The sequence below is a fragment of the Mesorhizobium sp. M0848 genome (assembly GCF_040319805.1).
Lineage (GTDB): Bacteria > Pseudomonadota > Alphaproteobacteria > Rhizobiales > Rhizobiaceae > Mesorhizobium.
This window is the reverse complement of sequence record NZ_JAMYOM010000014.1, coordinates 163,159-184,234: the sequence shown is the minus strand read 5'-3', so window position 1 is coordinate 184,234 and position 21,076 is coordinate 163,159. Positions and strand designations below refer to the sequence as shown.

The window sequence follows — 21,076 nt, the reverse complement described above, 5'->3', positions numbered from 1 at the left end:
ACTCGCGAACGCAAATCCTCCGATATGGCTCTAACCATGCCTGCTGGCCTCCATACCCAGCCGACATGATGAATCAGATATTCTCTCCGATGGGAATCCCTCGCGATTCCATCAGGTCAGATTATGCTCTAGATCACCTCGCGTTTCTTCTGCCTTGCTTAACATCACCTCGCGATGCGTGTTCGGCTCGGCACCGGGAACAGTGAAGCGCCGGGTAACGCGGACAGGTAATTGGTAAATCGTGTCGGAGACCGGCAGCACCTGAAACGCCGAGGGCTTCATGATAGTCTGGATCAGCCCGAGGGCGGCTGTGACTAAAGGGGCCCCCGTTGCGTTGCGACCGATGTGACACCTGTCGGCGGAAGCCGGTCAGTCGTTACGACGTCCAACTTCAGGTCCACCAGAGAACAAGATCCGGGCGAGCAAACCCGAAAAAGCTGTTCAGCACTAGGCGACGCTTTCCGTTGCCTGATTGACCGGTGACCCCGTGAACGAAACCGCCATCGATCAGGCCGATATCCCCCGCCCTGAGCTGGAAGTCGCGACAAGGAACGCCCTCGAGATAGGCTGCCGAATAGGGATAGCCCGTAGTCTCCACACCTTGAGACTTTCGGTCGGTGACTGTCGGTTTGTGGCTCCAGAGCCGCAGATTGCCACCTTCCTCGGGCATGCTGGGATAGAAGTTGAGTGCTGCGACGGTGTTGTGCGCCACCGCAGAAAGCTCGTAATCGTTCCCAGCACATAACACTTGAGCGACGTCGTCGTGGGGGTCCAAGGAGAATGTGCCGCTGCCAGACCAACTGAGAGCGCGACAAACATTAGCCTGACCTTGCTCCGAACGGGCCAGCCGCAATTCAATGCCCTGTTTGCGAAGCTCGCGCTTCAACGCGTCGAACAATGCTCGGACCGGATCAACCAGATTCTCAAAAAGGGCGTCGACGTACTGTCGCGCAGTTTCCGCCTCTGCGAAATAGGTGGCTGCATCCTTCCTGTAGTGGGATGCGCCGACATATTGTCCGGGAACGCCATCCTTACGCTCCTTGAGACCGGGACTGCCACTGAAGTTCGCGGTGATCTCCTCGGCTATTTCGGGGCTGAAAGCTTGCCTGATGTGCAGAGCGGTGATCTCACCTTGCAGGACTGAAATGATGTCCGCAGTGCTGATCGAGCCGGTTCGTTCTCTGATCGCAACAGGGGAGGTGGCTGGGGCTTGGGATACTTGATTAGTCTCCATTGGCTTGCTCCTTTAGTGCGTGATCAAGGATGGCGATGCCATGATCGAGTTCGTCATCGGTGATGGTTATCGGCGGGAGGACTTTGATGACGTCGCGATTTGGTCCTGAAGATTCGATCAGCAGGCCATTTTCGAACGCGACATCGTGCACACGGCCGACAACGGCCTGCGAACGGCACTTGAGGCCGGCCATCAGACCGCGGCCGCGCTTTTGTTCGATGCACTTGGGAAATTTCGCAACAAGGCTGTCCAGGTGTCTTTGCAGTTTGGCAGCTGTCCGCTCAACGCCTTCAGTAAACTGTCCGTCGGACCACATTTTGCACATCGCTCCTGCAGTCACGAAGGCGAGATTGTTGCCTCTGAAAGTCCCGCTATGTTCTCCCGGTTTCCATATGTCTATTTCGGGGCGAATGAGAACAATCGAGAACGGACTACCTGAACCGCTTAGGGACTTCGACAGGCACACGATGTCGGGTTCGATTTTCGCGAACTCGAACGAGAAGAAATCGCCCGTTCGTCCCGAACCTGCCTGAATGTCGTCGACGATCAAAACCACGCCGTGCTTACGGCAAATCCGCTGAATTTCTGTAAGCCAAGCTGCGGATGCGGCGTTCATGCCGCCTTCTGCCTGGATGGTCTCCAGGATGATTGCAGCGGGCATTTCTATGCCGCTCCCTGGATCGCCCAATACGAAGTCTATGTAGCCCGCCGAATCGAAATCTTGGTTCGGATATCCGTCATAAGGGACACGGATCACATCGTGGCGAGCGACGCCGCCCAGATCCCTAGTTGACGCCGAACCCGATACCGCCAGAGAGCCAAGCGACATGCCATGGAACGCGTTCGAGAATGCCATTACGCTCGGGCGGCCGGTATATTTTCGCGCCAGGGCCAGCGCCGCCTCGTTTGCGTTTGTGCCGGTCGGCCCAGGAAATTGTATTTTGTAAGAGAGGCCTCTGGGCTTCAGGATCGAATCAACAAACGCTTCAATAAAGTCACGCTTTGCAGCCGTATACATGTCGAGCGACAGAAGAATGTTCTCGCCGACGAGATATTCGATTGCCGGTGCAATAATATTCGGGTTGTTGTGTCCGTAGTTGAGGGCGCCCGACCCTACGAGGAAATCAATATATGGGTTGCCGGCCTCGTCCCAGATTGTCGCCCCAAGGGCTCTCGTAAAGACCGCGGGAAACGATCGCCCATAGCGGCGAACGTTAGACTCATGAGCTGCAAAAACGTCGCTGTTCATTTCAGGGTCCCTCTGCATGTCGTGCCGCGTTCAACGAGCAAGCGATTAAATGCGTATGGTCGGTTGCGCGGTGTTTTTTAGTTTCACTCAAGAGCGGAACGGTCCAGGCGGAACTTTGGACGGTCGTGACCTCCCAGGAATGTGTTCGTAATGCCGACACGCTCCTCAAAAAGGTCCGCGCCAAAAGAGAGACCGGACTCGCGCGGCAGCTCAACTGCACTGACGCCTTCGGAACCTCCACCGTAGTCACGTTGTTCTGCATGGCGATATCTCTCGTTTATGCGTTGGAACGAACTCAGTTCTAGAGTTTTCGGGGAAGCGTCGATACTACAGTATTTGGTAGTTGACGCACCGGCTTCTACCCGGCGAAACGCCCTGCCAATCCTATCAAAGCTCAGCGCTAGCGCCGGCTCATGGGGTGACAGGCGCTTCTGCCATGCAGCAGCATGCTAACGTGTTGCAGGCGCTCCGGCTGCAACACGAACCATCGTGCCCCGGCTGGTGGTGTAGCTCGGCGGTAGCGAAGCCGCTCGCGAGCGCGCCCTCAACAGCGCGGTAGCGAGCCAGGGGCGTAGCGTTCTTCAATGTCGGGGCGCTTTCGGACCGCTCCTGAAGCGTCTCGACCAACTCTGCCCTGAATGAGGATTAGGGTTTCGAAAAGCCGACAGCGGAGGATTTAGGTGAGACCAGGCTAAGCCGGTTCTCCCCCTCTTGGGCCAATAACCAGACAGCTTCGTGCTGGGAGATGCTACCACAGGACGTGTCGAAGCCGCGTAAAAATAGGGACTAGACCGCCATCGACCGGGTTCACGCGAGGCAGAAGGAGGCGGCCCGCCTGATGCAGTCTCAAGAGGATCGACTTTCGCTCCGGCCCCCTTTCAGGCGGCTCGCCGGCCCCAAATCAGCATGGGGACGCTGTTGCATGGGCATATTCGCACATCCTGCAAAGCAGAAAACCATCTGTCCCATTCATGCGATCGACGATTTCGCTAAAAACTAGCCCTTCAAAAAGATATTCGTATTCGTCGCGCAGAAGGTTGCCCAACACGTGGCGCCGTTCAAAATCCATGCAGCAGAGCGTAACGTCACCGTTTGGGAGAAGAACATTCCGATACTGCCGTCCGTCAACGCATGTCAGCGCTCCGACGACTGGCTGCCGTGGTTCGACGATCTTCGGATCGACGCTTCCGCCCCTGCTGCTCAGAGGCCGCGCGCGAACTAGCGCGTCGGCGGGGATTATGTCGACGATAGCGGGATGGACCTCGCCCAGGACTATAAACCGAATTGAGGCAATGTCTCTATCGACCACTTGACGAATCAAAGCGAGATAATTGTCTCCGACGAGACGGCTATTCATGTATGCGCCATCATCGAGAACATGGACCACGAATACCCTTGAGCGCAGCGCTAGCAAGCGGTGTAGATCCCGCCCCTTCATTCCTACAAGCGTCGTGAAAATCCGGATGCCATGGCCTCTGGCGTAAGCGTGCTCGGCCATTTCGGTGCAATCCGGATTGAGCCAAGGCTCGGAGTATCCGGCGAAACTAATGTCGACAGAAGTTGGTACGCGCGCCAGACATCGCTTGAAATCTTCAAGACGAAGATGCTTCACATGAGAAACCGCCCTTTGCCGATGGGCGAACTTGTCCTGCGGACAATAAGAACATCCGACGATGCAGCCGGTGGTCGTCGTTATTTCTAAAACCCTGCCGCCCGGAATGGCAGAGCCCAGTTCCTGTAAGATCATCGGATATTTCTCCACTCTTCTGGCGTACTTGGCCAATCCTGAACTTCCCATACAGCAACTTAGTTGGATCAATTGATTTAAGTTGCGATGGAGCTGAACTAGCCATGCACGAGTCATTTTAGAGGCGTCTTTGATTTGGCGTCGTCTGTGTTATCCGACGCCCAAAAGTGTCCCATTACTATTTCCAGCGCCTCGTTCGTCATTGAGAGTTGCAACCGCACGCCGGCATACTGCGAGCGGCTACCAATATGGCGTTCACGAACTGCCTCTCCTGGATTAACCAGAATGACCGGACTGGGGTCACCATGGACTTCTCAAGCATAGTATTCCTTCTAATATCCGCTCAATATCGATGGGGTCCAAAGTTTGCGCCCGCATGAGCACTGACCTTGTCATGTCGCCTCAAGGCAGCAGCAGCGATATGGCCCGCATTTGATTGCGTTGGAGCAAATCTGCGGATTCATTCACTTCATCAAGGTCTGGCGGCTCGGATCCAACTTCCTTGCAACTGCCGAAATGCTCAGCCCTTTGGCCAACTCGGCTATCGCGCCAGATCAGAAAGAGCACGCTTGCGAAATACGCCAGCTGAAGGAGCAGGGAACAAGCCAGGGTCGTGACGACTACCGTGCCGATTGAATGAGATGCGAAGTAGACAGTCAGTGCGGTGCTGCACAGCACCACCCCCAGGACTCGACAAAACATTCTAAAGGGCAACGCCGTTCTCCTGGTTTTGTCTCCTCAGATCACGCTGCGACCTGATCGGCCGCAACATGGGTCTGGCAGTTCTTCGGGCAGACGCGGGCGCAGGCCCCGCAGCCAATGCAGCGGCCATCATGATCGACGACCATGATCATGCGATTGAGCTCGCCATCGAAATCGTCGTCTTCGCCGTCGCAGGCGCCGAGGATTTCACCCGCGTCATCGACGCCGTAAAGATGCATGACCTCGCGAGAGCAGACTTTGAAACAGCGGCCGCAGCCGATGCAGGTCGTGACGTCTATAGCGGTGAGATATTCCGGCACCCATCCGGAGCCGTCGCGGGTGATAAATGTGTTCGTCATCGTAACTTCTTCATTGCAGCGAGCGCTCTCTTGGCACAATCCAACTCGGCAAAAACCGCCGACGTTTCGTGAGCAACTTCCTCTATCTCAGTCCATTTCCCGGGAGATCCTCTGGAAGGTCGCAATTGCATCTTGGCAACTGCCGCGCGCAGCTGAAGCCTTCGGACTTTCTTCCCCATCACGTCTAGCTTGACATAAATCCTTCCTCGAAATCGGTTTCTTCACGCCCGTGCCACGTCGAACTAGGCTTCGATGGCTGAAGTCGAATCGTGACCAGTTTCGTACCGGCCTCCGCGATCTTCCTGAACGTCTCGAAGCCGAACCCATGGACTTCTGGACAGAAAGACGAGTTGCCCGACCATGAAAAGCACAGCCCGAAGTCCTTACGGTTTCATCTCCACTATTGGCGATGTCACCGGGCGGAGACGCTCCGCATGGCAAGCCCGACGGCGGTGTAAAACAAATCGAGCCTCCACAGCACGTCCGCATCGGGGTAGCCCATGCCATGGATCGCTTGGCGCTTTTCTGGTGATGATGAAGTCGGCCAGCAGCGTGGCGTCAGATTTGCCTTCCCATAAGCAGTAGGACTCCTGAGCACGGATCATCCGCACCAGGCATTTGACGAACGGGTGGCAAGGGCCGCCTCGTCCTCGTTGGCAGCCGGGCTGACCCCGGCATCAGACATTTCGTTGCTCATTTCAGTCCTCTTCCTCGAAGCACGATCTCTGTTTTCTGGGACGCCTACTTCGGGCACACTTGCGCAGCCGACGCATGGCTCGGCGCCGCTGATTCCACGCAATTGATGTCCCTCGGGCCGACCTTGAACACGTCCTCGACTGCGAAGTCTTCCACGCGAATTCGCGTCGAACATCGCATCCGCCGCAATGCGAGAGGCCATGAAGATTCGAGCCTCGATCCTGCTGCAAACGATCGACCAAGTGCTGCATGGACCTCCTTGCTGCGGTCACGCCAGGGAAATGGACGAATTGGCCAGTAAGCAATTTCGACCAATTACCCTTTTTTATCTTTCTTCCTCGGCCGACCGCGCTTTGGCACCTTCGGGAAACTGTTTTGCGCAGCGGCAAAGAGAGCGCCGCAACAAGCCTTCGCACCCCTGTACTCGGCGAGGGCCTGCAGCAAATCCGGCAGATGCTGCTCTTTCAATTCGGCCGGGATAGGCTCCGGACCGTCCAGCGAAGTCAGTGCCAGTTCGACCAACTCGATCGCGCGATCATTGTTGCCGTTCTCGTGATAGTACCGGGCGACAGCCGGATAAGACCGGTACTTAGGGCTGTCGCCTTGCGGGGGATTCAGCGCCAGGATGTGTTCGGACAACTCCTTGCCCATCGCGAAGCGCTCAGCAGGGGGAAGGCGCGAATGGTCATTGGCCGGATGGAAAAGTTGGTCTAGCGCCGAAACCATCCAATCGGCGGAATTTTTGTCGATCGCGTCGCGAACCAACTGGCGCATCACAGGCAAGCCGGTCCACATGTCTTGTATTTTGTGAAGCAACAGATCTGCATGGGCCAGGCGGAAATTGAGGTCGTCCGGCATCAAGGCGATGCCCTCTTCGATCGCCCAGAGCGCCGTCTTCCAATCTTCCAGCTTCACCGCCGCCCAGAACCTGTCATCGATCGGCTTCTTCAGCGCTTGTCCGCGCGCCAGGGGTTCGCTTGTGGCAATCCGCTGCTGATCGGCGGCTTTCGCCTTCTTGCTGGTACGCCAGCTGCCGTTGAGCACTTTCGGCAAAACCTCACCGAGTTGGCTCGGATGACCGATAAAGGCGATGCAGCCGTCCCGGTCGACTACGAACGAGGTCGGAACCCCGACGCAAAAGCTGGGTTCCCTCCAAAGTTTCTTCATTTCGCCTGTGAAGTCGAACGCAATCCGATGATTCAGATCCGGGCACTTTTCGGCCAACCACGCGTCCAACTTGGTCCGGGCCTCGACGGCCGTTGGAGCGTCTTCATCAGCCGCGATCCCGACGACCTCAAGTCCGCTGTCCTTGTATTTCTCCTGTAGCCGCATCAGCTCGAGCATCTCCGCCGCACATAGTTCGCACCAAGTTGCCCAAAATTCGACGATATAGACTTTGCCGGGCTGGAAGTCCGCAAGGGGCTCGCCACGCAGCCAGTCCTCCACTTTGATCCAAGGAGCCGGAGACCCCATCCGCAACATCATCTTGCCCTCCAAAGCTGTTGCCAAAGGCTGCGTGACCTTATGGGCAAGCTTGTTCCCCTTTGAGACCGTGGCACGAGGGTTCAACGAAGGGAGAGCATCGCTCGTCTTGCGCATCTGCGTGCATTCAGCCTTCACTCAGTGTTGCTGAAGTTTAATTCGCAAAGGTCGTGCCAGCTTGCTCGGCGTGCAGTAAATGCTGATTATACTCAAAAGCTTCCGGGGCGCTCAGATAGCCGTTGTATTAATCGCGACATGTTTTCTGCCATTGTCAGGTCTTGGACACGCATCACCCGCTTCGCGTCGGCACAGAAGCGTGGCCACGGACGTCTCGACATAGGGACGAACAGATGGACATCATAACTGCGTTGGCTAGCGCCAACCACGTCATCATCGTCCGCCTCAAGCCTTGCTTGAGCTTCTTGCCGTTCCGGTCGCTCAGCGGAACGCCATTGCGATTGCAGGGGCCGCTCCCTCCGAGCATCGCCTCTGCCCTACCTCTTCCGCTTTGCGCTTGAATTCCTGGCTCGCAACGCCAGAGTTTCACGACGAAGCCGGTCATGTCCGGCTGCGTGTCGCGATAACGCCAGATCGAGGAGGTGATCGTCCCGAAGAGAGCCGGGATCTGCCGGCATGTGCCGGGCCGGTGAACTCTCCCGGATTCCTGCTTTTGTTGTTCTGTATCCCTGTGCACAGGTCCCACAGGGACCGCCTGGTGCGAATGTGAGCGTTGTCGGAATTGGCCGGCCTCAAGGCCGCTAGGTCGCCACGCGATGGGCCAAAGCAGACTGAAAACGCCGAAGATGCGGCCGCCCTCGCGCCGCTGACGGCTACCATCCCGAGCGATGCTACGTGATTGATGCCACCGTTCGCGCCGAGGGCCGGCAAGAGCCCGACCGTCGGACTCGAAGGTCGGTGCGTTGGCCGCTGCAGGGTCGTTTCCTTGTTCAGTTCCCGGCCAGTGGTGAGGGAAATCGTGATAACGCTAATACGAAGAGGCTATGGTCCGAACGCGGCCTGCCGCGCTGAAACGACTCTCCTTCTCGACCTGACGCCGGCTCGAGTATTGGTGTTTTGAGCGCATTGAGGACGCCTGGGCTTCTGCCCGGCCGTTTGTCTGCGCGTTACGGGTTGTCTCGGCGAGCAGACACCGAGCGCGTTAGAGGCTTCCGGGGAATGTTCTTCGCGACGGCGCTTGCAAGTTGCGCATGAGCTTCGCGAAACCTGCTCGTTTGCGGCGACCTTCCTCCGACTTGGTATCAGGGTAGGTGACCAGCGGAGTAGAGCTTGGAACAGCATCGGTGCTATTTCAGAACCCGTCAGCGGGCCAAAAACAGCGGCAAAGGCGTGCCAACTATCCATCTTATTGCGCTACCGGAGAGCCGCTCGCGCAACCAGCGGCTGCCATAAGCGCCCATGACGATCACGTCGGCAGACATGTCGATTGCGTGCTGCGCTAGCACCGTGGCCACCGGTTTGCCGCGGCTCGCCAGCCGGTCGACCGACACCCGAGCACCGTGCCGAGTGAGATAGGCAGCGATGTCGGCTCCCGGCTCGGCGCCGTTTCCGGTGCAGGTCGCCTCCGGATCGACGAGTGCGACGCGAACTTCCTCAGCACCGGATAGCAGGTCCAGCGCTTCCCGAACCGAACGGGACGCCTCGACTCGCGAATCCCAGCCGACCAGAACGCGCCGTGGAGACAGAGTCGCCTCAGCGCCCTCTGGCACGACAAGAACCGGCTTTCCGGTGTCGAACAGGCTGCCGTTGATAACAAGGGGACCGACGTTAATGTCGTCGAGAAGTGCGGGGCCGACGATTGTCAGGTCATTGCAGATGGCCCGCTGTCACACCGCGTCACCGATGCTGGCCTGATCGCAGTTGGCAACATCGACATCATAGCACCGCCACGTGGCTCTCAGCAGTTTGTGAATTTCCCTGGATGCTTTTTCCCAACTGGCCGTGTCCTGTGAAAATCTCTCGATTTGCCTGTACCGTTTTTCCAGTGCGGCAATGGCGTGCGCGCGTTGTTCAGGCCACTCGGAGATGCCATCGCTTAGCGGAGGAGGTGACATAACGAGAGGCAGAGGCGACAAAATCAGGACGGACAAATGTGCGCCGACTTCGGCGCACAAGCTTGCAGCTGTTCTGATGTCCCGATCGGAGTGGTCAGCTCCCGCTACACTGAGTAGGCTTTTGAAGGCCATCTGACTGCTCCCCCCTGAGTATGTCGCGCCCGTAGCGCGTTTCGAAGCCGCAAGAATTCCCTTCAGCAGAACGAAGATGGAGAGTGGCACACTATCCGTTCGCTATTCAGCCGTCCGGCTTCTCGAGCGAGTAGCCGGCAGACCTGACAGTACGAATGACGCTCCCTGGCGAGGCCGCCTTCAGCGCCTTTCTAATCCGGCTGATATGGACGTCGACAGTGCGTTCACCGATATGGATATTGTCCGGCCAGGCCGCGTCGATCAGCTCGTCTCGGCTGAAGACCTTGCCGGGAGCCTCAAGAAATTGCCGCAGCAGGTTGAATTCGAGAGGTCCGAGATGGATGTCGTGGCCATTACCCCGAACCCGGTGAGCATCGAGCTTCATCTCAAGGCTGCCGCAACAGAGCCAGCTGCCGTTTTTTATCCCGTTTGAACCTGGCTGTGGCAGCGCCAGCTTCGTGCGTAGACAGTCAAGCAGCTTGGCCGGCGCGAAGGGCCGCACAAAGCTCTCGTCAACACCTGCCTTCAAGAGATCGAGGTGCTGGTTCTCGGCGCCGGGCGCGATCAAGGCAATGACGGGCAGGCGGCCGGTCCGGGGCTCCCCCTTGAACCGGGCGCAGATTGTGGAGCCTGTCGCGCTTGCCGGCCCGCAGTCCAGCACTACCGCCTGGAGCTCCCGTTGATCGGCTAATGCAAGTGCTTCCTTCACCCCGCCTGCCGGCTCACTCGTGAAGCCGTCCACTCCCAGAATGTGGCTGAGGAACAGATACAACTCAGCATCTTGCGAACAGATCAGGACCAGTGGCTTCATCAGCGCTACCCCAAGAACCACATCGGCCTCGACCGCCTCGATTGAGAGGGCTGGCCATCGCATGTCCTCAAGACCTGACATGATCCCCGCGATCGAAAATCGGTTCCATCACGACCGCGCCACCTCGGGATAAGCCTCAATGGCTGCGGTGGCATCGCCGGCCAGTTTGGTACCGGCCGCGGCGAGCTTCCAGAACGTCTCGAAACCGAACCGGTGGACGTCGCGCAGGGTCTTTGACAGAACGACCAACCGCCCGGCCGTGAAGAGCACGCGCCCGAAGCCCTCATGGCTCATCTCCATCATCGGCGATGCCATCAGGCCCGTGCGCTCCTCAATCGCAAGCCCGACGGCGGTGTAGAACTTATCGAGCCTCCACAGCACGTCCGGATCGGGATCGCCGATGATTGGAATTGCACGACGCTGTTCCCTTGTGATGATGAAGTCGCCCAGCAGCTCGGCGTTCGATTTGCCTTCCCATGACCCGTGGGAATCATTGGCACGGATCAGCCGCACGAGGCATTTGACGAACGGGGTGGCAAGGGCCGCCTCGTCCTCGGTGACGGCAGGGCTAGCAGCGGCTTCAAACATTTCGCCCACTCCTCATTTCAGCTTTCGTCCTCGAAGGAGGGTTTCTGTTCTGCGACACCTGCCTGCCCCAGCACCTTAAGCAGCCATGGGGGAGGACACCTTCTGAGCATCATCTGCGTGCGCAACAGCACCTCTTGGATGGTCTGGGGCTGCGGCACTCTGATCGGATGGATCTTTGCAGAAACCAGTTTGGCTGCTGAAGGTCCGCCGATCGCCAGACAAAACAGCAGATGACAGCCCTTCAGCGCCTCCACCTTCGGGGTGATGCGGTCGTCCCCCTCAGTTCCATGCCTCCCGCTCTCCTCGGAAACGTCATCGAAGGCCAGGGCCTCGACGAGCTTCCACTCCTCGCGCGTCACGTCGAAAACAGCAAAGCGCCTGGCCGACCCGAAATGAGCGTTGAGGTTCTTCATGTCCTGCGTGGCGATGGCCACGCGCAATGCGCCGGCTTGGCGTTCCGGCTTCGGTGCGTGCACCTCGTCAGTGACGAGCGAGAGGCGACGAACGGAGCTCATATGGCATTTCTCGCTTACGGAGTGGATCAAGCGCCTCAGGCGTCGGCGCGCGCCGGTTGGCTTCAAAAATGTTGGCAACCTCGAAGATCAGGTCGCGGGTCCCCTGGTAGAGGATTGTGAGCTTGTGCTGGGCCCCGAGCCGGTCGAAGATCGGGAAGCCGACCCGCATGAGCGGAATGCCGAGACGCTGCGCCGCCTGGCGGCCGTGGGAATGGGTGACGAGAAGATCAGCGCCGGCGCCAAGACCTTCCAAATCGCCGAGATCGCCAATTTTAACCGACTGCGCCGGCACTTCCTCCAGAATTTTCGACATATCGGTCGTGGTGACCGCCGCCGCGACTTCGGAGCCCATGCCGATGAAGAAGCTCGCGAGTTGGTAGAGTTGGTCTGGTTCAGCAGCGATCGCAATTTTCTTGCCTCCAAAGTGGAAATGTCCGTCGAGCAACGCGTCCTGCAACTGCGCCCGGCGACGGCGCACGCCAGCCGGCGCCGCCGCGCCCGAAACCGCGGATAACAGCGAGACGAACCGGTCGGCGTCCTTCAATCCAGTCAGCGACCGGAACAGCACGTAAGGCACGCCGGTCAACCTCTGCAGCAGCTCGGCCGGGCGGCGCATATGCTCCCCGATCGCGACGCATTGCACAGCCATGCCAAGCTCGCGGATATCCTCGACGCTGGTGCCGCCATAGGTGGTCGTGACCCACCCGTCGGGCACCGTACCGTCGAGCGAGCCGGAGACGTCCGGCAGAATCACCGGCTTCAGTCCAAAGCTTTCAACCATCTCACGCAAATGCTCGATATCAGCCACAGTGAGGTTCCAGCCAGGCAGGATCACGATCTTCTTCGACTGCCGCGCCTGCTCGCCGGGCCGCGTAATCCTTTCGATCATCGCGGTGACAGCCTTGGCCCAGCCCTCTTCGATCGCGCCATCGAAATCCGGTGTGTTGGCTAGCACCACCTCCGTACCCACGAGTCCTTCCCTGCGCTTCAGCCTGATATTGGCGATATCGCCTGCGCAGTCTTCACCCCGGGTTTCCACCAGCGCCGTGGTGCAGACCCCGATCAGCGTTGGCTTTGTGCGGGCCTTGAGATTGAGGATCGCCTCTTCCAGATGGTCTGCCCCGCCGAGGATCGTCGCCACCTCGTCCATCGCCGTCGTCTGCAAGGGGATGGCTTCCTTGAAATGTCGCACGAAGAGCACGAGGGCGAAGCTGGTGCACCCCTGGCTGCCGTGGAACAATGGCATCGCGCCGTCGACGCCAAGAAAGGCCAAGGCGGCACCCAATGGCTGCGATGACTTCAGCGGATTGACCGCCGCCGCTTTGGTCTGGGGAAGGATGCGGACCATCGACTCTCCTCAACACTCGCCGAAATTGCCGGCCGTCGTGCCTGCGAATTCCTGGACAACATGCAAGGTCGCGGTCTCGCTTTTCGTGCGCGGCAGTTCCTGCCTCACCGCAGGCTGGCAATCCCATGGTGCCGGTTCCCGCACCTGGCGCCAGATCGGGTTATGAATAGCGAGGTCGATCTGGCGTACGAGTTCCACCATGCCGTGATAGCCGGAGTAAGGATGTTGGCGCTCCTGGTTGATATCGAGCCACGGTGTCTTGGCCTTCAGGGCGATGAACTGCGTGCGCCCGCCCGACAGCATGATATCGGCCTTGTGTTCCGAGAGCATGGCGTAAAGCTCGCGCGCCGACATCTGCTCGAACATGTGGTTGTCGTCCTTGAGGATCTGCTTGATGCGTTCCTTGTCTTCGACGGTCGACTTCTTGACAGAGGTGCCGACGATCTCGATGCCGATCTCCATCAGCGCATGGACGACCGACCAGGACTTCACACCGCCGGTGTTTAGCAGCACGCGCTTGCCTTCGAGCCTCGGCCGGTAGGCGGCGAGCTTCTTCCAAGCGATCGCCTCCTCCTCTGCAATCAACGCCTCGGTGCGGCCGAGGATCTCCGGATCGGCACCCTTCTTCACCAGCAGCTGAGAGATCTGTCGGAGCGCTTCCGAGGTGTCGGTGATGCCGTAGAAGGAGCCCTCGAAAAACGAGATGCCCCAGCGCTTCTCCATCTTGCGGGCGAGATTGATGAGCGCGGTCGAGCACACCACCATGGCCGCCCGGGCGCGGTGCGCGCCGGCAATGTCCAAGTAACGTGCGTCACCTGGAATGCAGGCGCGCACCCGGATCCCGAGCCGATCCAGCAGCGGCTTCACCAGCCAGAATTCGCCCGAGAGGTTGAATTCGCCAAGAATGTTGATGTCGTAAGGGCCGGCATCGTCGGGCTCGACCGTGCCGATGACATGCTCGAGCAACGCCTCGCCGGCAAGCTTGTTGCCGAGATTCTTGGAGCCGACGAAGCCCGGCGCATTGACCGGTACCACGGCCAAGCCGAACTTTTCCGCCGCGCGCTTGCAGACGGCCTCGATGTCGTCGCCGATCAGCGCCGTCACGCAGGTCGGATAAACGAAGATCGCCGGCGGCCCATACGCTTCCTTGATCTCGCGGATCGCTTTGAAGAGCTTCCGCTCGCCCTGCCCCATCACCACGTCGAGTTCGGTGAGGTCGGTCGTGAAGCTTGTGCGCCACAGTGTTGGCCCGGACGAAGCCGCACCGCGGTTGTCCCAGGAATTGCCCTCGCAGGCGAGCGGCGCATGGATCAAATGCGCAACGTCAGTGATCGGCTGCAGCACGATCTTGGCGCCATCGAAGGCACAGCCGCCGGCCGCCGCCCCGGGGGTCGGTGGCTTCGAACAGCCCTTTTTGCGCGCCTTGGCATTCTTGCCGCGGTTCTTCTCGCAGGCAGGCTCATTGAAGAGATCCTGGATTTTGGCTCTGAGCAAGGACATTGCGTCGGTCTCCAAAGTCCCTCGGGAAGACGACCGGCCAAAGCCGACCGTCACGCTTAGCGGGTGAGGTCATACGAATAGTCCGTCACGCCCGTCTCGCTTGTCTCGCGATCGAGCTTGTCGAAGATCTTGTCGAGGATCGTCGTCAGGACGCGCAACCCGCCTTGGTAGCCCATAAGCGCAAACCGATGGTGATGGTGGCGGTCGAAGATCGGAAACGTCAGCCGGATCAGCGGCGTGCCGGTGTCGCGCTCCAGATATTTGCCATAGGAGTTGCCAATCAGCAGGTCCACCGGCTCGGTGAAGAGCAGCGAGCGCATCGCCCAGAGGTCCTTGCCCGCCCAGACTTGAGCACCCTTGCCGAAGGGCGATGATGCAAGCAGTTCCTTCAACTCCGCTTCCCATGCCGAGGTGCCGTTGGTGGCGAGGCAATGGGTCGGCTCGCCCCCCGTCTCCATGATGAAGCGGGCCATGGCATAGACAAAGTCCGGATCGCCGTAGATGGCGTATTTCTTACCGTGCAGCCAGGATTGACTGTCCGCCATGGCATCGACAAGTCGGCCGCGCTCCAGGCGGATTGCCTCGGGGATTTGCTTGCCGGAAATCGCGGAGACCTCCATCAGGAAGTCGTCGGTCGCCTGGACGCCGAGCGGGTAATGAAACGAGGCAGTCGCCTGCCCTACCCCCTCGCAATACTCCAGTGTTTTTCGGGTGTTGTAATGCTGAAGCGAAAGTGTCGCCTCGGCGTTGAGTGCCTTCCTCACGTCTTCGATCTTCGTGCCGCCGTCATACATGCGGTATTCGCCGTCGGACGGCGTGTCGAACTGGTCAGAGGCGTCTTGGATGAAAGTATAGGACACGCCTATCAGATCGAGCAGGCGCTTGAGTTCCCGGTTGTTGCCGACACAGAACCCGTCGAAGCCCGGAATGATGTTGATGGTTCCCTCGGCTTCCGTTCGCTCCTCGCCCTTCCAGAAATGCTCCAAAATGCCCTTGACCGCAACGTCATAGCCGTCGACATGGCTGCCGACAAAGGCCGGCGTGTGGGCGAAGGGCACGTCGAAGTCGCGCGGGACCGAGCCTTCGTCCTTGGCGTTCTCGATGAAGCTGTGCAGGTCGTCGCCAATGACCTCCGCCATACAAGTGGTCGAGACGGCGATCATCTTTGGGTCGTAAAGTTGGTACGTGTTGGCGAGCCCGTCTACCATGTTCTTCAGGCCGCCGAACACTGCCGCGTCCTCGGTCATCGAGGAGGAAACCGCCGAAGCAGGCTCCTTGAAATGGCGCGACAGGTGCGAGCGGTAATAGGCCACGCAGCCCTGGCTGCCGTGGACGAAGGACATGGTTCGCTCGAAGCCTGCGGCCGCGAACACCGCGCCGAGCGGCTGGCAGGCCTTGGCGGGGTTCACGACAAGCGCTTCGCGAGCAAGGTTCTTTTCGCGGTATTCCCACGTCTTGGTGAATTCGCCTTGGTCGGTAACGATCTGGTCCGGGTGAGGACATTCGAAATTCAGCCTCTTCTCGGCGAGCATCTGCCTGTATTCCGGCTCGCGGAACAGGGGCGCGTGGTCGAGAACTTTTTCAGCCGACTGCGGCATGGGCGGTTACCTCTTTGCATCTGGCCCGCCATAGGGCGGCACAGGGACGTCGAAAGTTTCAGGTCGCCCGCCGACAAGCGGCCACAGGCGTTCACGGCCTCCCGGTTTCCGGGAGGCCAGGGTTTCATTCGGCTGCGATCGCCGCCGACGGCTCGGCTTTTTTCTTCCAGGGGGCGTCGTAGAGGTTCCAGACCGGGTTGTTGATGGCCAGGTCCATGTCGCGGGCGAAGATGGCGAACCCGTCGTAGCCATGATACGGGCCGGAATAATCCCAGGAATGCATTTGACGGAACGGTATGCCCATCTTCTGGACCGGGTATTTTTCTTTGATGCCGGAGCCCACGAGATCAGGACGGATCCCCTCGATGAACTTCTCCAGCTCGTAACCAGTCACGTCGTCATAGATCAGGGTGCCCTTCTTCACGTAGTGGCCGGTGCGCTGATAGTCGTCGTTATGGCCAAATTCGTAGCCAGTGCCGACGATCACCATGCCCAGGTCCTCATATGCCGTGACGACGTGACGGGGGCGCAGCCCGCCGACATAGAGCATCACCGTCCTGCCTTCGAGGCGCGGCCGGTACTTGGCTATGACCGCTTCGACCAGCGGCCGGTATTTGGCGATGACCGCCTCGGCCTTGGCCTCAATTTCCGGCCCGAAGTGCTTGGCTATCTTGCGCAGAGAGGCTTCGGTCTGGGAGGGGCCGAAGAAGTTGTACTCCATCCAGGCGATGCCATACTTTTCCTCCATGTGCCGGCAGATGTAGTTCATCGACCTGTAGCAATGGATGAGATTTAGCTTCGCCTTTGGCGCCCGCTCTATTTCGGCCAGCGTAGCGTCGCCCGACCAGTTGCCGACCACGCGCAGGCCCATCTCCTCAAGCAGGATGCGCGAAGCCCAGGCGTCGCCGCCGATATTATAGTCGCCGACCACATTGACATCGTACGGGCCGGCCTCGAACTCGAGATCCTTCTTCTCAAACACCCAGTCGCGGATCGCGTCGTTGGCGATGTGGTGGCCGAGGGATTGCGAGACGCCGCGGAAGCCCTCGCAGCGCACCGGCACGATTGTCTTTTCGTGCTCCTTGGCCTTGTTGCGGGACACAGCTTCGGTGTCATCGCCAATCAGCCCGATCGGGCATTCGGATTGCACAGTCATGCCCTTGTTCAGCGGAAACAGTTCCTCGATCTCGTCGATGATCCGTTCCAGCTTCTTGTCGCCGCCGAAAACAATGTCCTTCTCTTGGAAATCGGAGGTGAACTGCATCGTGACGAACGTGTCGATGCCGGTCGTGCCGACGTAGTAGTTTCGGCGTTGCGACCAGGAATATTGTCCGCAGCCGACCGGGCCGTGGGAGATATGGACCATATCCTTGACTGGACCCCACACCACGCCTTTCGAGCCGGCATAGGCGCAGCCGCGAATCGTCATCACGCCGGGGATGGACTTGATGTTCGATTTGACCTCGCATTCGGAAAGGACCTCGCTTTCCTCGCCAGCCTCGTCGCCGCTCCTTGCGACGCTGAGGTGCTTTTTGCGGCGCTTCGCCGACTTGTCAGGATATTGCGACAGCACTTCCTCGATAAGCCTCGCATGGAGGCCACCGTCATTCTCGTATTCCAGGCTCATGGGACCCCTTTCAAGGTTCAGGGTGACGCCTCACCGACGAGGCGCCGTTCTTTGAAAGGCGCACCAGGTCAGGCGGCGCCTCATGTCGGCAGCAGTCGCTACTGTGCGGCAGTCTTGGCCGCTTCCTTGACCTGAAGCTCGGCAAGCATCTGCTCGTCGGTCTTCATGATGCCGAAGTCGAGCAGCATGTCCTCGAGCTCCTCCATGGTGATCGGGGTCGGGATGGTGCCCTGGCCCGAATTCCCGTGAATCTTCTCGGCCAGCGCCCTGTATTCCCCGGCCTGCTTGGAGTCCGGCGCATACTGAATGACAGACATCTTCCTGAGCTCGGCGTGCTGGACGATGTTGTCGCGCGGCACGAAGTGGATAAGCTTGGAATTGAGCCTGGAAGCCAGCGCTTCGGCGAGGTCGAGCTCGCGATCGGTTTGGCGCTCGTTGCAGATCAGGCCGCCGAGCCGCACGCCGCCCGAATGGGCGTATTTCAGGATGCCCTTGGCGATGTTGTTGGCGGCATAGAGCGCCATCATCTCGCCGGACATGACGATATAGATTTCCTGGGCCTTGTTTTCGCGGATCGGCATCGCGAAACCGCCACACACCACATCCCCGAGCACGTCGTAGGAGACATAGTCGACATCGTCGTAGGCGCCGTTCTCCTCGAGGAAGTTGATCGAGGTGATCACGCCGCGGCCGGCGCAGCCGACACCTGGCTCAGGGCCGCCGGACTCCACGCATTTGATGCCTTTGTAGCCGACCTTGAGCACGTCCGCGAGTTCCAGGTCTTCCACCGAACCTTCCTCTGCCGCGAGATGCAGGACCGTATCCTGCGCCTTCGCGTTCAGGATCAGGCGGGTGGAGTCGGCTTTGGGGTCGCAGCCGACTATCAGGATTCTCTGCCCGAGGTCGACCAGGGCGGCGAGCGTATTTTGGGAGGTGGTGGACTTGCCGATGCCGCCCTTGCCGTAAAAGGCGATCTGACGCAAACCTGACATGTAGCTTTCCTTCCTTCGTTCCCATTCATCGCGGCTGCCGCGACTTGAATGCCGGTCGGGCAGCTCTAGCCGCCTCGCACCTAAGGATCTCAAGACTCATGCCAATTTGGCTGATCCAACCGAAGAATAATTTCATAGTGGTTTTTCAGGGGTTTAGCTTGAGTTCCAAGAAAGGATCGTCGGAACAGCCCGTGTAGCGGACGCGACATTGGCGACACAAAGCGTCGGATCGCGATCCTCAGTCACCGCATTTTGAACCGCATCGTTATGTTGAAGTGGACGAACAGCATCTCAACCTACTTGCGGGAAGCTGCTAAACTTTCTGTGCCCGCGAGCTGACGTGCTTCGTCTCGCGTGTCCTCGTCGAGACTGCGTAGAATCCTGCGCGCGACGCTGGCATACCATCGTCCGCGGCCACTCATCCGGTGCCAGGGCGGATAGTCCGTTAGATCAGCAACTCGAGGGGTCTCGGCTCACTTGTCGGCACAGGAGTTCAGTATCGGCGTCATCGCCTTCACATGTTCGTCGATCCGCTCGAGCACTTTCGCTGCGACGACATCACGCTCAGGCAGATGCCACCAGTGTTCGTTGACGAGTTTGACCGTCTCGACCACTGCCTTCAGGACTGCTGGCTCCGGGAGCCGTGCACGGTTCGCAAATGCTTTCCATCGCGGTGCTGCTAGCGCCTTAAACGAGCGCTCTCCTCCAAGCGACAGCGCCATGGCGTCGGCGGGAATATATGGCACGGTGGACAGGACGTCGTAAATTGGTGCAAGCGCCGGCTTGTCGCCGTTACCGGGATAGATCAAAGACCAGTTCTTCAGGTGCATGTCGCCATTGCCGGTGATGACGGTCAGTGCCAGGCGGCGGACGAACTCGAGAGCCGCCGTAGGCGAGACGGCCACGCCAAGAGCCAAGGCTATGTCGTGATAAGCAGCCCCCTCATATTTGCGCGAGGGGTAGACACCGAAGACCTGAGCGAAATCCTCGACGTGTATCCTCTCGCCACCGGCGCCGCGATCGAAGCGTTTGACGAGAAGGACCTTGCCGTCAGACAGCGTGTTGAATTCTTCGGGGACGCCCTCAAAATCGGACTTCTCGACCAGTTCGCATTCAGGAACGTCCATGCCGATTGCTGCTGCCAGCGCGAGGTTGGCGAATTCATTTTCGGAAACGCCCGGAAAGACCGTCGAAGGGAACTTGGCAATGTACCGGCCCTGCTCGTCGTCCATCGGCAAGGTAAGGCCGCCGCCTTTTCCAATGTTCTTCATGACCGACAGCTTCATCTGCACGCCGGCAAGCGAGAACCGTGCCTTGGGCTGATCCTTTGAAGCGTCCTGCGAAACCGCTATCGCGCCGTCACTGCGCAACGCCCGTACGGCTCCCGGCAGATCGGCGCCCAGTGCCGCTAAAAGGTCGAAATCATTGCCTGGCCGCACATTGCCTTCGTGGTGCCTTTCCATCGCCTCGCGCAATTTCTCCTCGGGCAGGAGGTTCGCGAAGAAAGCGGGCAAGGCGCTTGCCAGAGGCTTCGGATCTTTCCGCAATCCTCCCGTCGCTGCCCGGAACGACAGGCTGAAAACCGGAAAGCCGCCCGTCGCGCGGTAGGCCTCATCGAAGTTGAATGCATTGAAATCGCCCGGCGTCCTGACGATCGTGCCGATCTTCACTGCGTTCAAGAGCACGTCCAGCGACGGGATCGTCTTAGGTGCGCGAAATACTGGGGCCATGATCGTCATCGTCAGGTTGAGAAACAAAGGCGGGTCGATCGTCATCATCATGCGGACGCAATAGAGCCTGGACAGCTCGCACCATGACTTGCGGAACCAGCATCATTTCCAGGCCGAGCGCGCGAGCGATATTCATGAGCGTTGTTGCACGCGCGGCTGCGGCTCCCGTTTCGATGTCGCGATATCGGGGACGGGATATACCCGCCAAATCAGCGACCTGCTCCTGCGTCATCGCAGCGGCCAGCCTCGCCTGCCTGAAATGCCCACCGATTTCGCGCAGAACTTCCGATTGAGAATCCATATGATATGTAAACGATCCATTCCAATGCTAGATGATATGGCAGAGTATCTTATCTAGCGATAGAGTCAACGTGTTAGGATCTGTTCGCGTATCATGCATCGGACAAATGATACGTAAAAAGATCAATCATCCTGCCTTTTGGCGCCCCCGACGGTGGACGCCGTCCGAAGCTGACGCCCGATCAGCGCTCCGAAATCTCGGAATGTTAAATCAAGGGGTCCGGCGGCTGAAATCGCTCGTCTCTTCTCGTTCATACGGCCGGCCGCGCTGCCTGGGGGTCAATGTGATCGCCACTCCTTGATGGCAATGGCTTTGTACCATCTGCTCCTGCCGGTCTCCCGCCGCACCTGGTGTTCCGACCCTTTCAGGGGCTTCTCGCCCTGCGTGACCGGT

Annotated in this window: 20 protein-coding genes; all 20 read right to left on the bottom strand. The window is 59.1% G+C overall.

All coding sequences use genetic code 11. From position 1 onward, the window contains the following. Positions 1–111 precede the first annotated feature (111 nt). The 20 genes from NKH95_RS18100 to NKH95_RS18005 all read right to left on the bottom strand — a co-directional run bounded on the left by NKH95_RS18100 (position 112) and on the right by NKH95_RS18005 (position 20,683). Positions 112–282: a hypothetical protein gene (locus NKH95_RS18100; protein WP_352892275.1), complete on the bottom strand. Its 171-nt coding sequence runs from the start codon at positions 280–282 to the stop codon at positions 112–114. Positions 283–391: 109 nt separating this feature from the next. Further along, positions 392–1,234 (bottom strand): 2OG-Fe(II)-dependent halogenase WelO5 family protein, encoded by an 843-nt coding sequence (locus NKH95_RS18095; RefSeq protein ID WP_352892273.1) that lies wholly within the window; start codon positions 1,232–1,234, stop codon positions 392–394. Beyond that, complete coding sequence (gene ectB, locus NKH95_RS18090) at positions 1,224–2,483, bottom strand: diaminobutyrate--2-oxoglutarate transaminase (RefSeq protein ID WP_352892271.1); 1,260 nt, start codon at positions 2,481–2,483, stop codon at positions 1,224–1,226. Before ectB ends, NKH95_RS18095 begins: the two co-directional genes overlap by 11 nt. Before the next feature lie 901 nt (positions 2,484–3,384). Then, the gene (locus tag NKH95_RS18085; protein ID WP_352892269.1) at positions 3,385–4,266 is read right to left on the bottom strand and encodes a radical SAM/SPASM domain-containing protein; all 882 of its coding nucleotides are present in this window, start codon (positions 4,264–4,266) and stop codon (positions 3,385–3,387) included. A gap of 366 nt (positions 4,267–4,632) precedes the next feature. Next, entirely contained in the window at positions 4,633–4,932 is a 300-nt protein-coding gene (locus tag NKH95_RS18080; protein ID WP_352892299.1) for an exopolysaccharide production repressor protein, read from the bottom strand. A 41-nt stretch (positions 4,933–4,973) separates the two neighbouring features. Continuing rightward, positions 4,974–5,291, bottom strand: coding sequence for a ferredoxin III, nif-specific (gene fdxB / locus NKH95_RS18075; protein WP_023813972.1), 318 nt, complete (start codon positions 5,289–5,291; stop codon positions 4,974–4,976). After that, positions 5,288–5,422, bottom strand: coding sequence for a hypothetical protein (locus NKH95_RS18070; protein ID WP_352892297.1), 135 nt, complete (start codon positions 5,420–5,422; stop codon positions 5,288–5,290). Before NKH95_RS18070 ends, fdxB begins: the two co-directional genes overlap by 4 nt. Positions 5,423–6,302: 880 nt before the next feature. Continuing rightward, positions 6,303–7,472, bottom strand: coding sequence for a TlpA disulfide reductase family protein (locus NKH95_RS18065; RefSeq protein ID WP_352892294.1), 1,170 nt, complete (start codon positions 7,470–7,472; stop codon positions 6,303–6,305). A 1,316-nt stretch (positions 7,473–8,788) separates the two neighbouring features. After that, positions 8,789–9,196 (bottom strand): universal stress protein, encoded by a 408-nt coding sequence (locus tag NKH95_RS18060; RefSeq protein WP_352892266.1) that lies wholly within the window; start codon positions 9,194–9,196, stop codon positions 8,789–8,791. 117 nt (positions 9,197–9,313) lie between these two features. Continuing rightward, positions 9,314–9,673: a hypothetical protein gene (locus NKH95_RS18055; protein ID WP_352892263.1), complete on the bottom strand. Its 360-nt coding sequence runs from the start codon at positions 9,671–9,673 to the stop codon at positions 9,314–9,316. Positions 9,674–9,779: 106 nt separating this feature from the next. Then, positions 9,780–10,565: a response regulator transcription factor gene (locus NKH95_RS18050; protein WP_352892261.1), complete on the bottom strand. Its 786-nt coding sequence runs from the start codon at positions 10,563–10,565 to the stop codon at positions 9,780–9,782. Between the two features lie 27 nt (positions 10,566–10,592). Next, positions 10,593–11,072 carry a NifX-associated nitrogen fixation protein gene (locus tag NKH95_RS18045; protein WP_352892258.1) on the bottom strand — a complete coding sequence of 160 codons (480 nt, stop codon included), beginning with the start codon at positions 11,070–11,072 and terminating at the stop codon, positions 10,593–10,595. A gap of 17 nt (positions 11,073–11,089) precedes the next feature. Beyond that, entirely contained in the window at positions 11,090–11,587 is a 498-nt protein-coding gene (gene nifX, locus NKH95_RS18040) for a nitrogen fixation protein NifX (protein ID WP_352892256.1), read from the bottom strand. Further along, on the bottom strand, positions 11,553–12,935 hold the full coding sequence (gene nifN, locus NKH95_RS18035; protein WP_352892254.1) for a nitrogenase iron-molybdenum cofactor biosynthesis protein NifN: 1,383 nt from the start codon (positions 12,933–12,935) through the stop codon (positions 11,553–11,555). Before nifN ends, nifX begins: the two co-directional genes overlap by 35 nt. 9 nt (positions 12,936–12,944) lie before the next feature. Beyond that, positions 12,945–14,435, bottom strand: a complete 1,491-nt coding sequence (nifE, locus tag NKH95_RS18030) for a nitrogenase iron-molybdenum cofactor biosynthesis protein NifE (protein ID WP_352892250.1) — start codon at positions 14,433–14,435, stop codon at positions 12,945–12,947. Positions 14,436–14,491: 56 nt separating this feature from the next. Further along, positions 14,492–16,033 (bottom strand): nitrogenase molybdenum-iron protein subunit beta, encoded by a 1,542-nt coding sequence (gene nifK, locus NKH95_RS18025; RefSeq protein ID WP_352892248.1) that lies wholly within the window; start codon positions 16,031–16,033, stop codon positions 14,492–14,494. 124 nt (positions 16,034–16,157) lie between these two features. After that, entirely contained in the window at positions 16,158–17,660 is a 1,503-nt protein-coding gene (nifD, locus tag NKH95_RS18020; protein WP_352892246.1) for a nitrogenase molybdenum-iron protein alpha chain, read from the bottom strand. Between the two features lie 98 nt (positions 17,661–17,758). Then, positions 17,759–18,652: a nitrogenase iron protein gene (nifH, locus tag NKH95_RS18015; protein ID WP_023763052.1), complete on the bottom strand. Its 894-nt coding sequence runs from the start codon at positions 18,650–18,652 to the stop codon at positions 17,759–17,761. A 473-nt stretch (positions 18,653–19,125) separates the two neighbouring features. Continuing rightward, complete coding sequence (locus tag NKH95_RS18010) at positions 19,126–20,382, bottom strand: type II toxin-antitoxin system HipA family toxin (RefSeq protein ID WP_352892244.1); 1,257 nt, start codon at positions 20,380–20,382, stop codon at positions 19,126–19,128. Beyond that, positions 20,357–20,683, bottom strand: a complete 327-nt coding sequence (locus NKH95_RS18005) for a helix-turn-helix domain-containing protein (protein ID WP_352892242.1) — start codon at positions 20,681–20,683, stop codon at positions 20,357–20,359. The genes NKH95_RS18010 and NKH95_RS18005 overlap by 26 nt, the downstream gene beginning before the upstream one ends. Positions 20,684–21,076 lie beyond the last annotated feature (393 nt).

Excerpts from the sequence above, each read along its gene's own strand:
- NKH95_RS18100 (WP_352892275.1), bottom strand. The coding sequence starts at position 282 with ATGAAGCCCTCGGCGTTTCAGGTGCTGCCGGTCTCCGACACGATTTAC.
- NKH95_RS18095 (WP_352892273.1), bottom strand. The coding sequence starts at position 1,234 with ATGGAGACTAATCAAGTATCCCAAGCCCCAGCCACCTCCCCTGTTGCG.
- ectB (WP_352892271.1), bottom strand. The coding sequence starts at position 2,483 with ATGAACAGCGACGTTTTTGCAGCTCATGAGTCTAACGTTCGCCGCTAT.
- NKH95_RS18080 (WP_352892299.1), bottom strand. The coding sequence starts at position 4,932 with ATGTTTTGTCGAGTCCTGGGGGTGGTGCTGTGCAGCACCGCACTGACT.
- fdxB (WP_023813972.1), bottom strand. The coding sequence starts at position 5,291 with ATGACGAACACATTTATCACCCGCGACGGCTCCGGATGGGTGCCGGAA.
- NKH95_RS18070 (WP_352892297.1), bottom strand. The coding sequence starts at position 5,422 with ATGCAATTGCGACCTTCCAGAGGATCTCCCGGGAAATGGACTGAGATA.
- NKH95_RS18065 (WP_352892294.1), bottom strand. The coding sequence starts at position 7,472 with ATGATGTTGCGGATGGGGTCTCCGGCTCCTTGGATCAAAGTGGAGGAC.
- NKH95_RS18055 (WP_352892263.1), bottom strand. The coding sequence starts at position 9,673 with ATGGCCTTCAAAAGCCTACTCAGTGTAGCGGGAGCTGACCACTCCGAT.
- NKH95_RS18050 (WP_352892261.1), bottom strand. The coding sequence starts at position 10,565 with ATGTCAGGTCTTGAGGACATGCGATGGCCAGCCCTCTCAATCGAGGCG.
- NKH95_RS18045 (WP_352892258.1), bottom strand. The coding sequence starts at position 11,072 with ATGTTTGAAGCCGCTGCTAGCCCTGCCGTCACCGAGGACGAGGCGGCC.
- nifX (WP_352892256.1), bottom strand. The coding sequence starts at position 11,587 with ATGAGCTCCGTTCGTCGCCTCTCGCTCGTCACTGACGAGGTGCACGCA.
- nifN (WP_352892254.1), bottom strand. The coding sequence starts at position 12,935 with ATGGTCCGCATCCTTCCCCAGACCAAAGCGGCGGCGGTCAATCCGCTG.
- nifE (WP_352892250.1), bottom strand. The coding sequence starts at position 14,435 with ATGTCCTTGCTCAGAGCCAAAATCCAGGATCTCTTCAATGAGCCTGCC.
- nifK (WP_352892248.1), bottom strand. The coding sequence starts at position 16,033 with ATGCCGCAGTCGGCTGAAAAAGTTCTCGACCACGCGCCCCTGTTCCGC.
- nifD (WP_352892246.1), bottom strand. The coding sequence starts at position 17,660 with ATGAGCCTGGAATACGAGAATGACGGTGGCCTCCATGCGAGGCTTATC.
- nifH (WP_023763052.1), bottom strand. The coding sequence starts at position 18,652 with ATGTCAGGTTTGCGTCAGATCGCCTTTTACGGCAAGGGCGGCATCGGC.
- NKH95_RS18010 (WP_352892244.1), bottom strand. The coding sequence starts at position 20,382 with ATGGCCCCAGTATTTCGCGCACCTAAGACGATCCCGTCGCTGGACGTG.
- NKH95_RS18005 (WP_352892242.1), bottom strand. The coding sequence starts at position 20,683 with ATGGATTCTCAATCGGAAGTTCTGCGCGAAATCGGTGGGCATTTCAGG.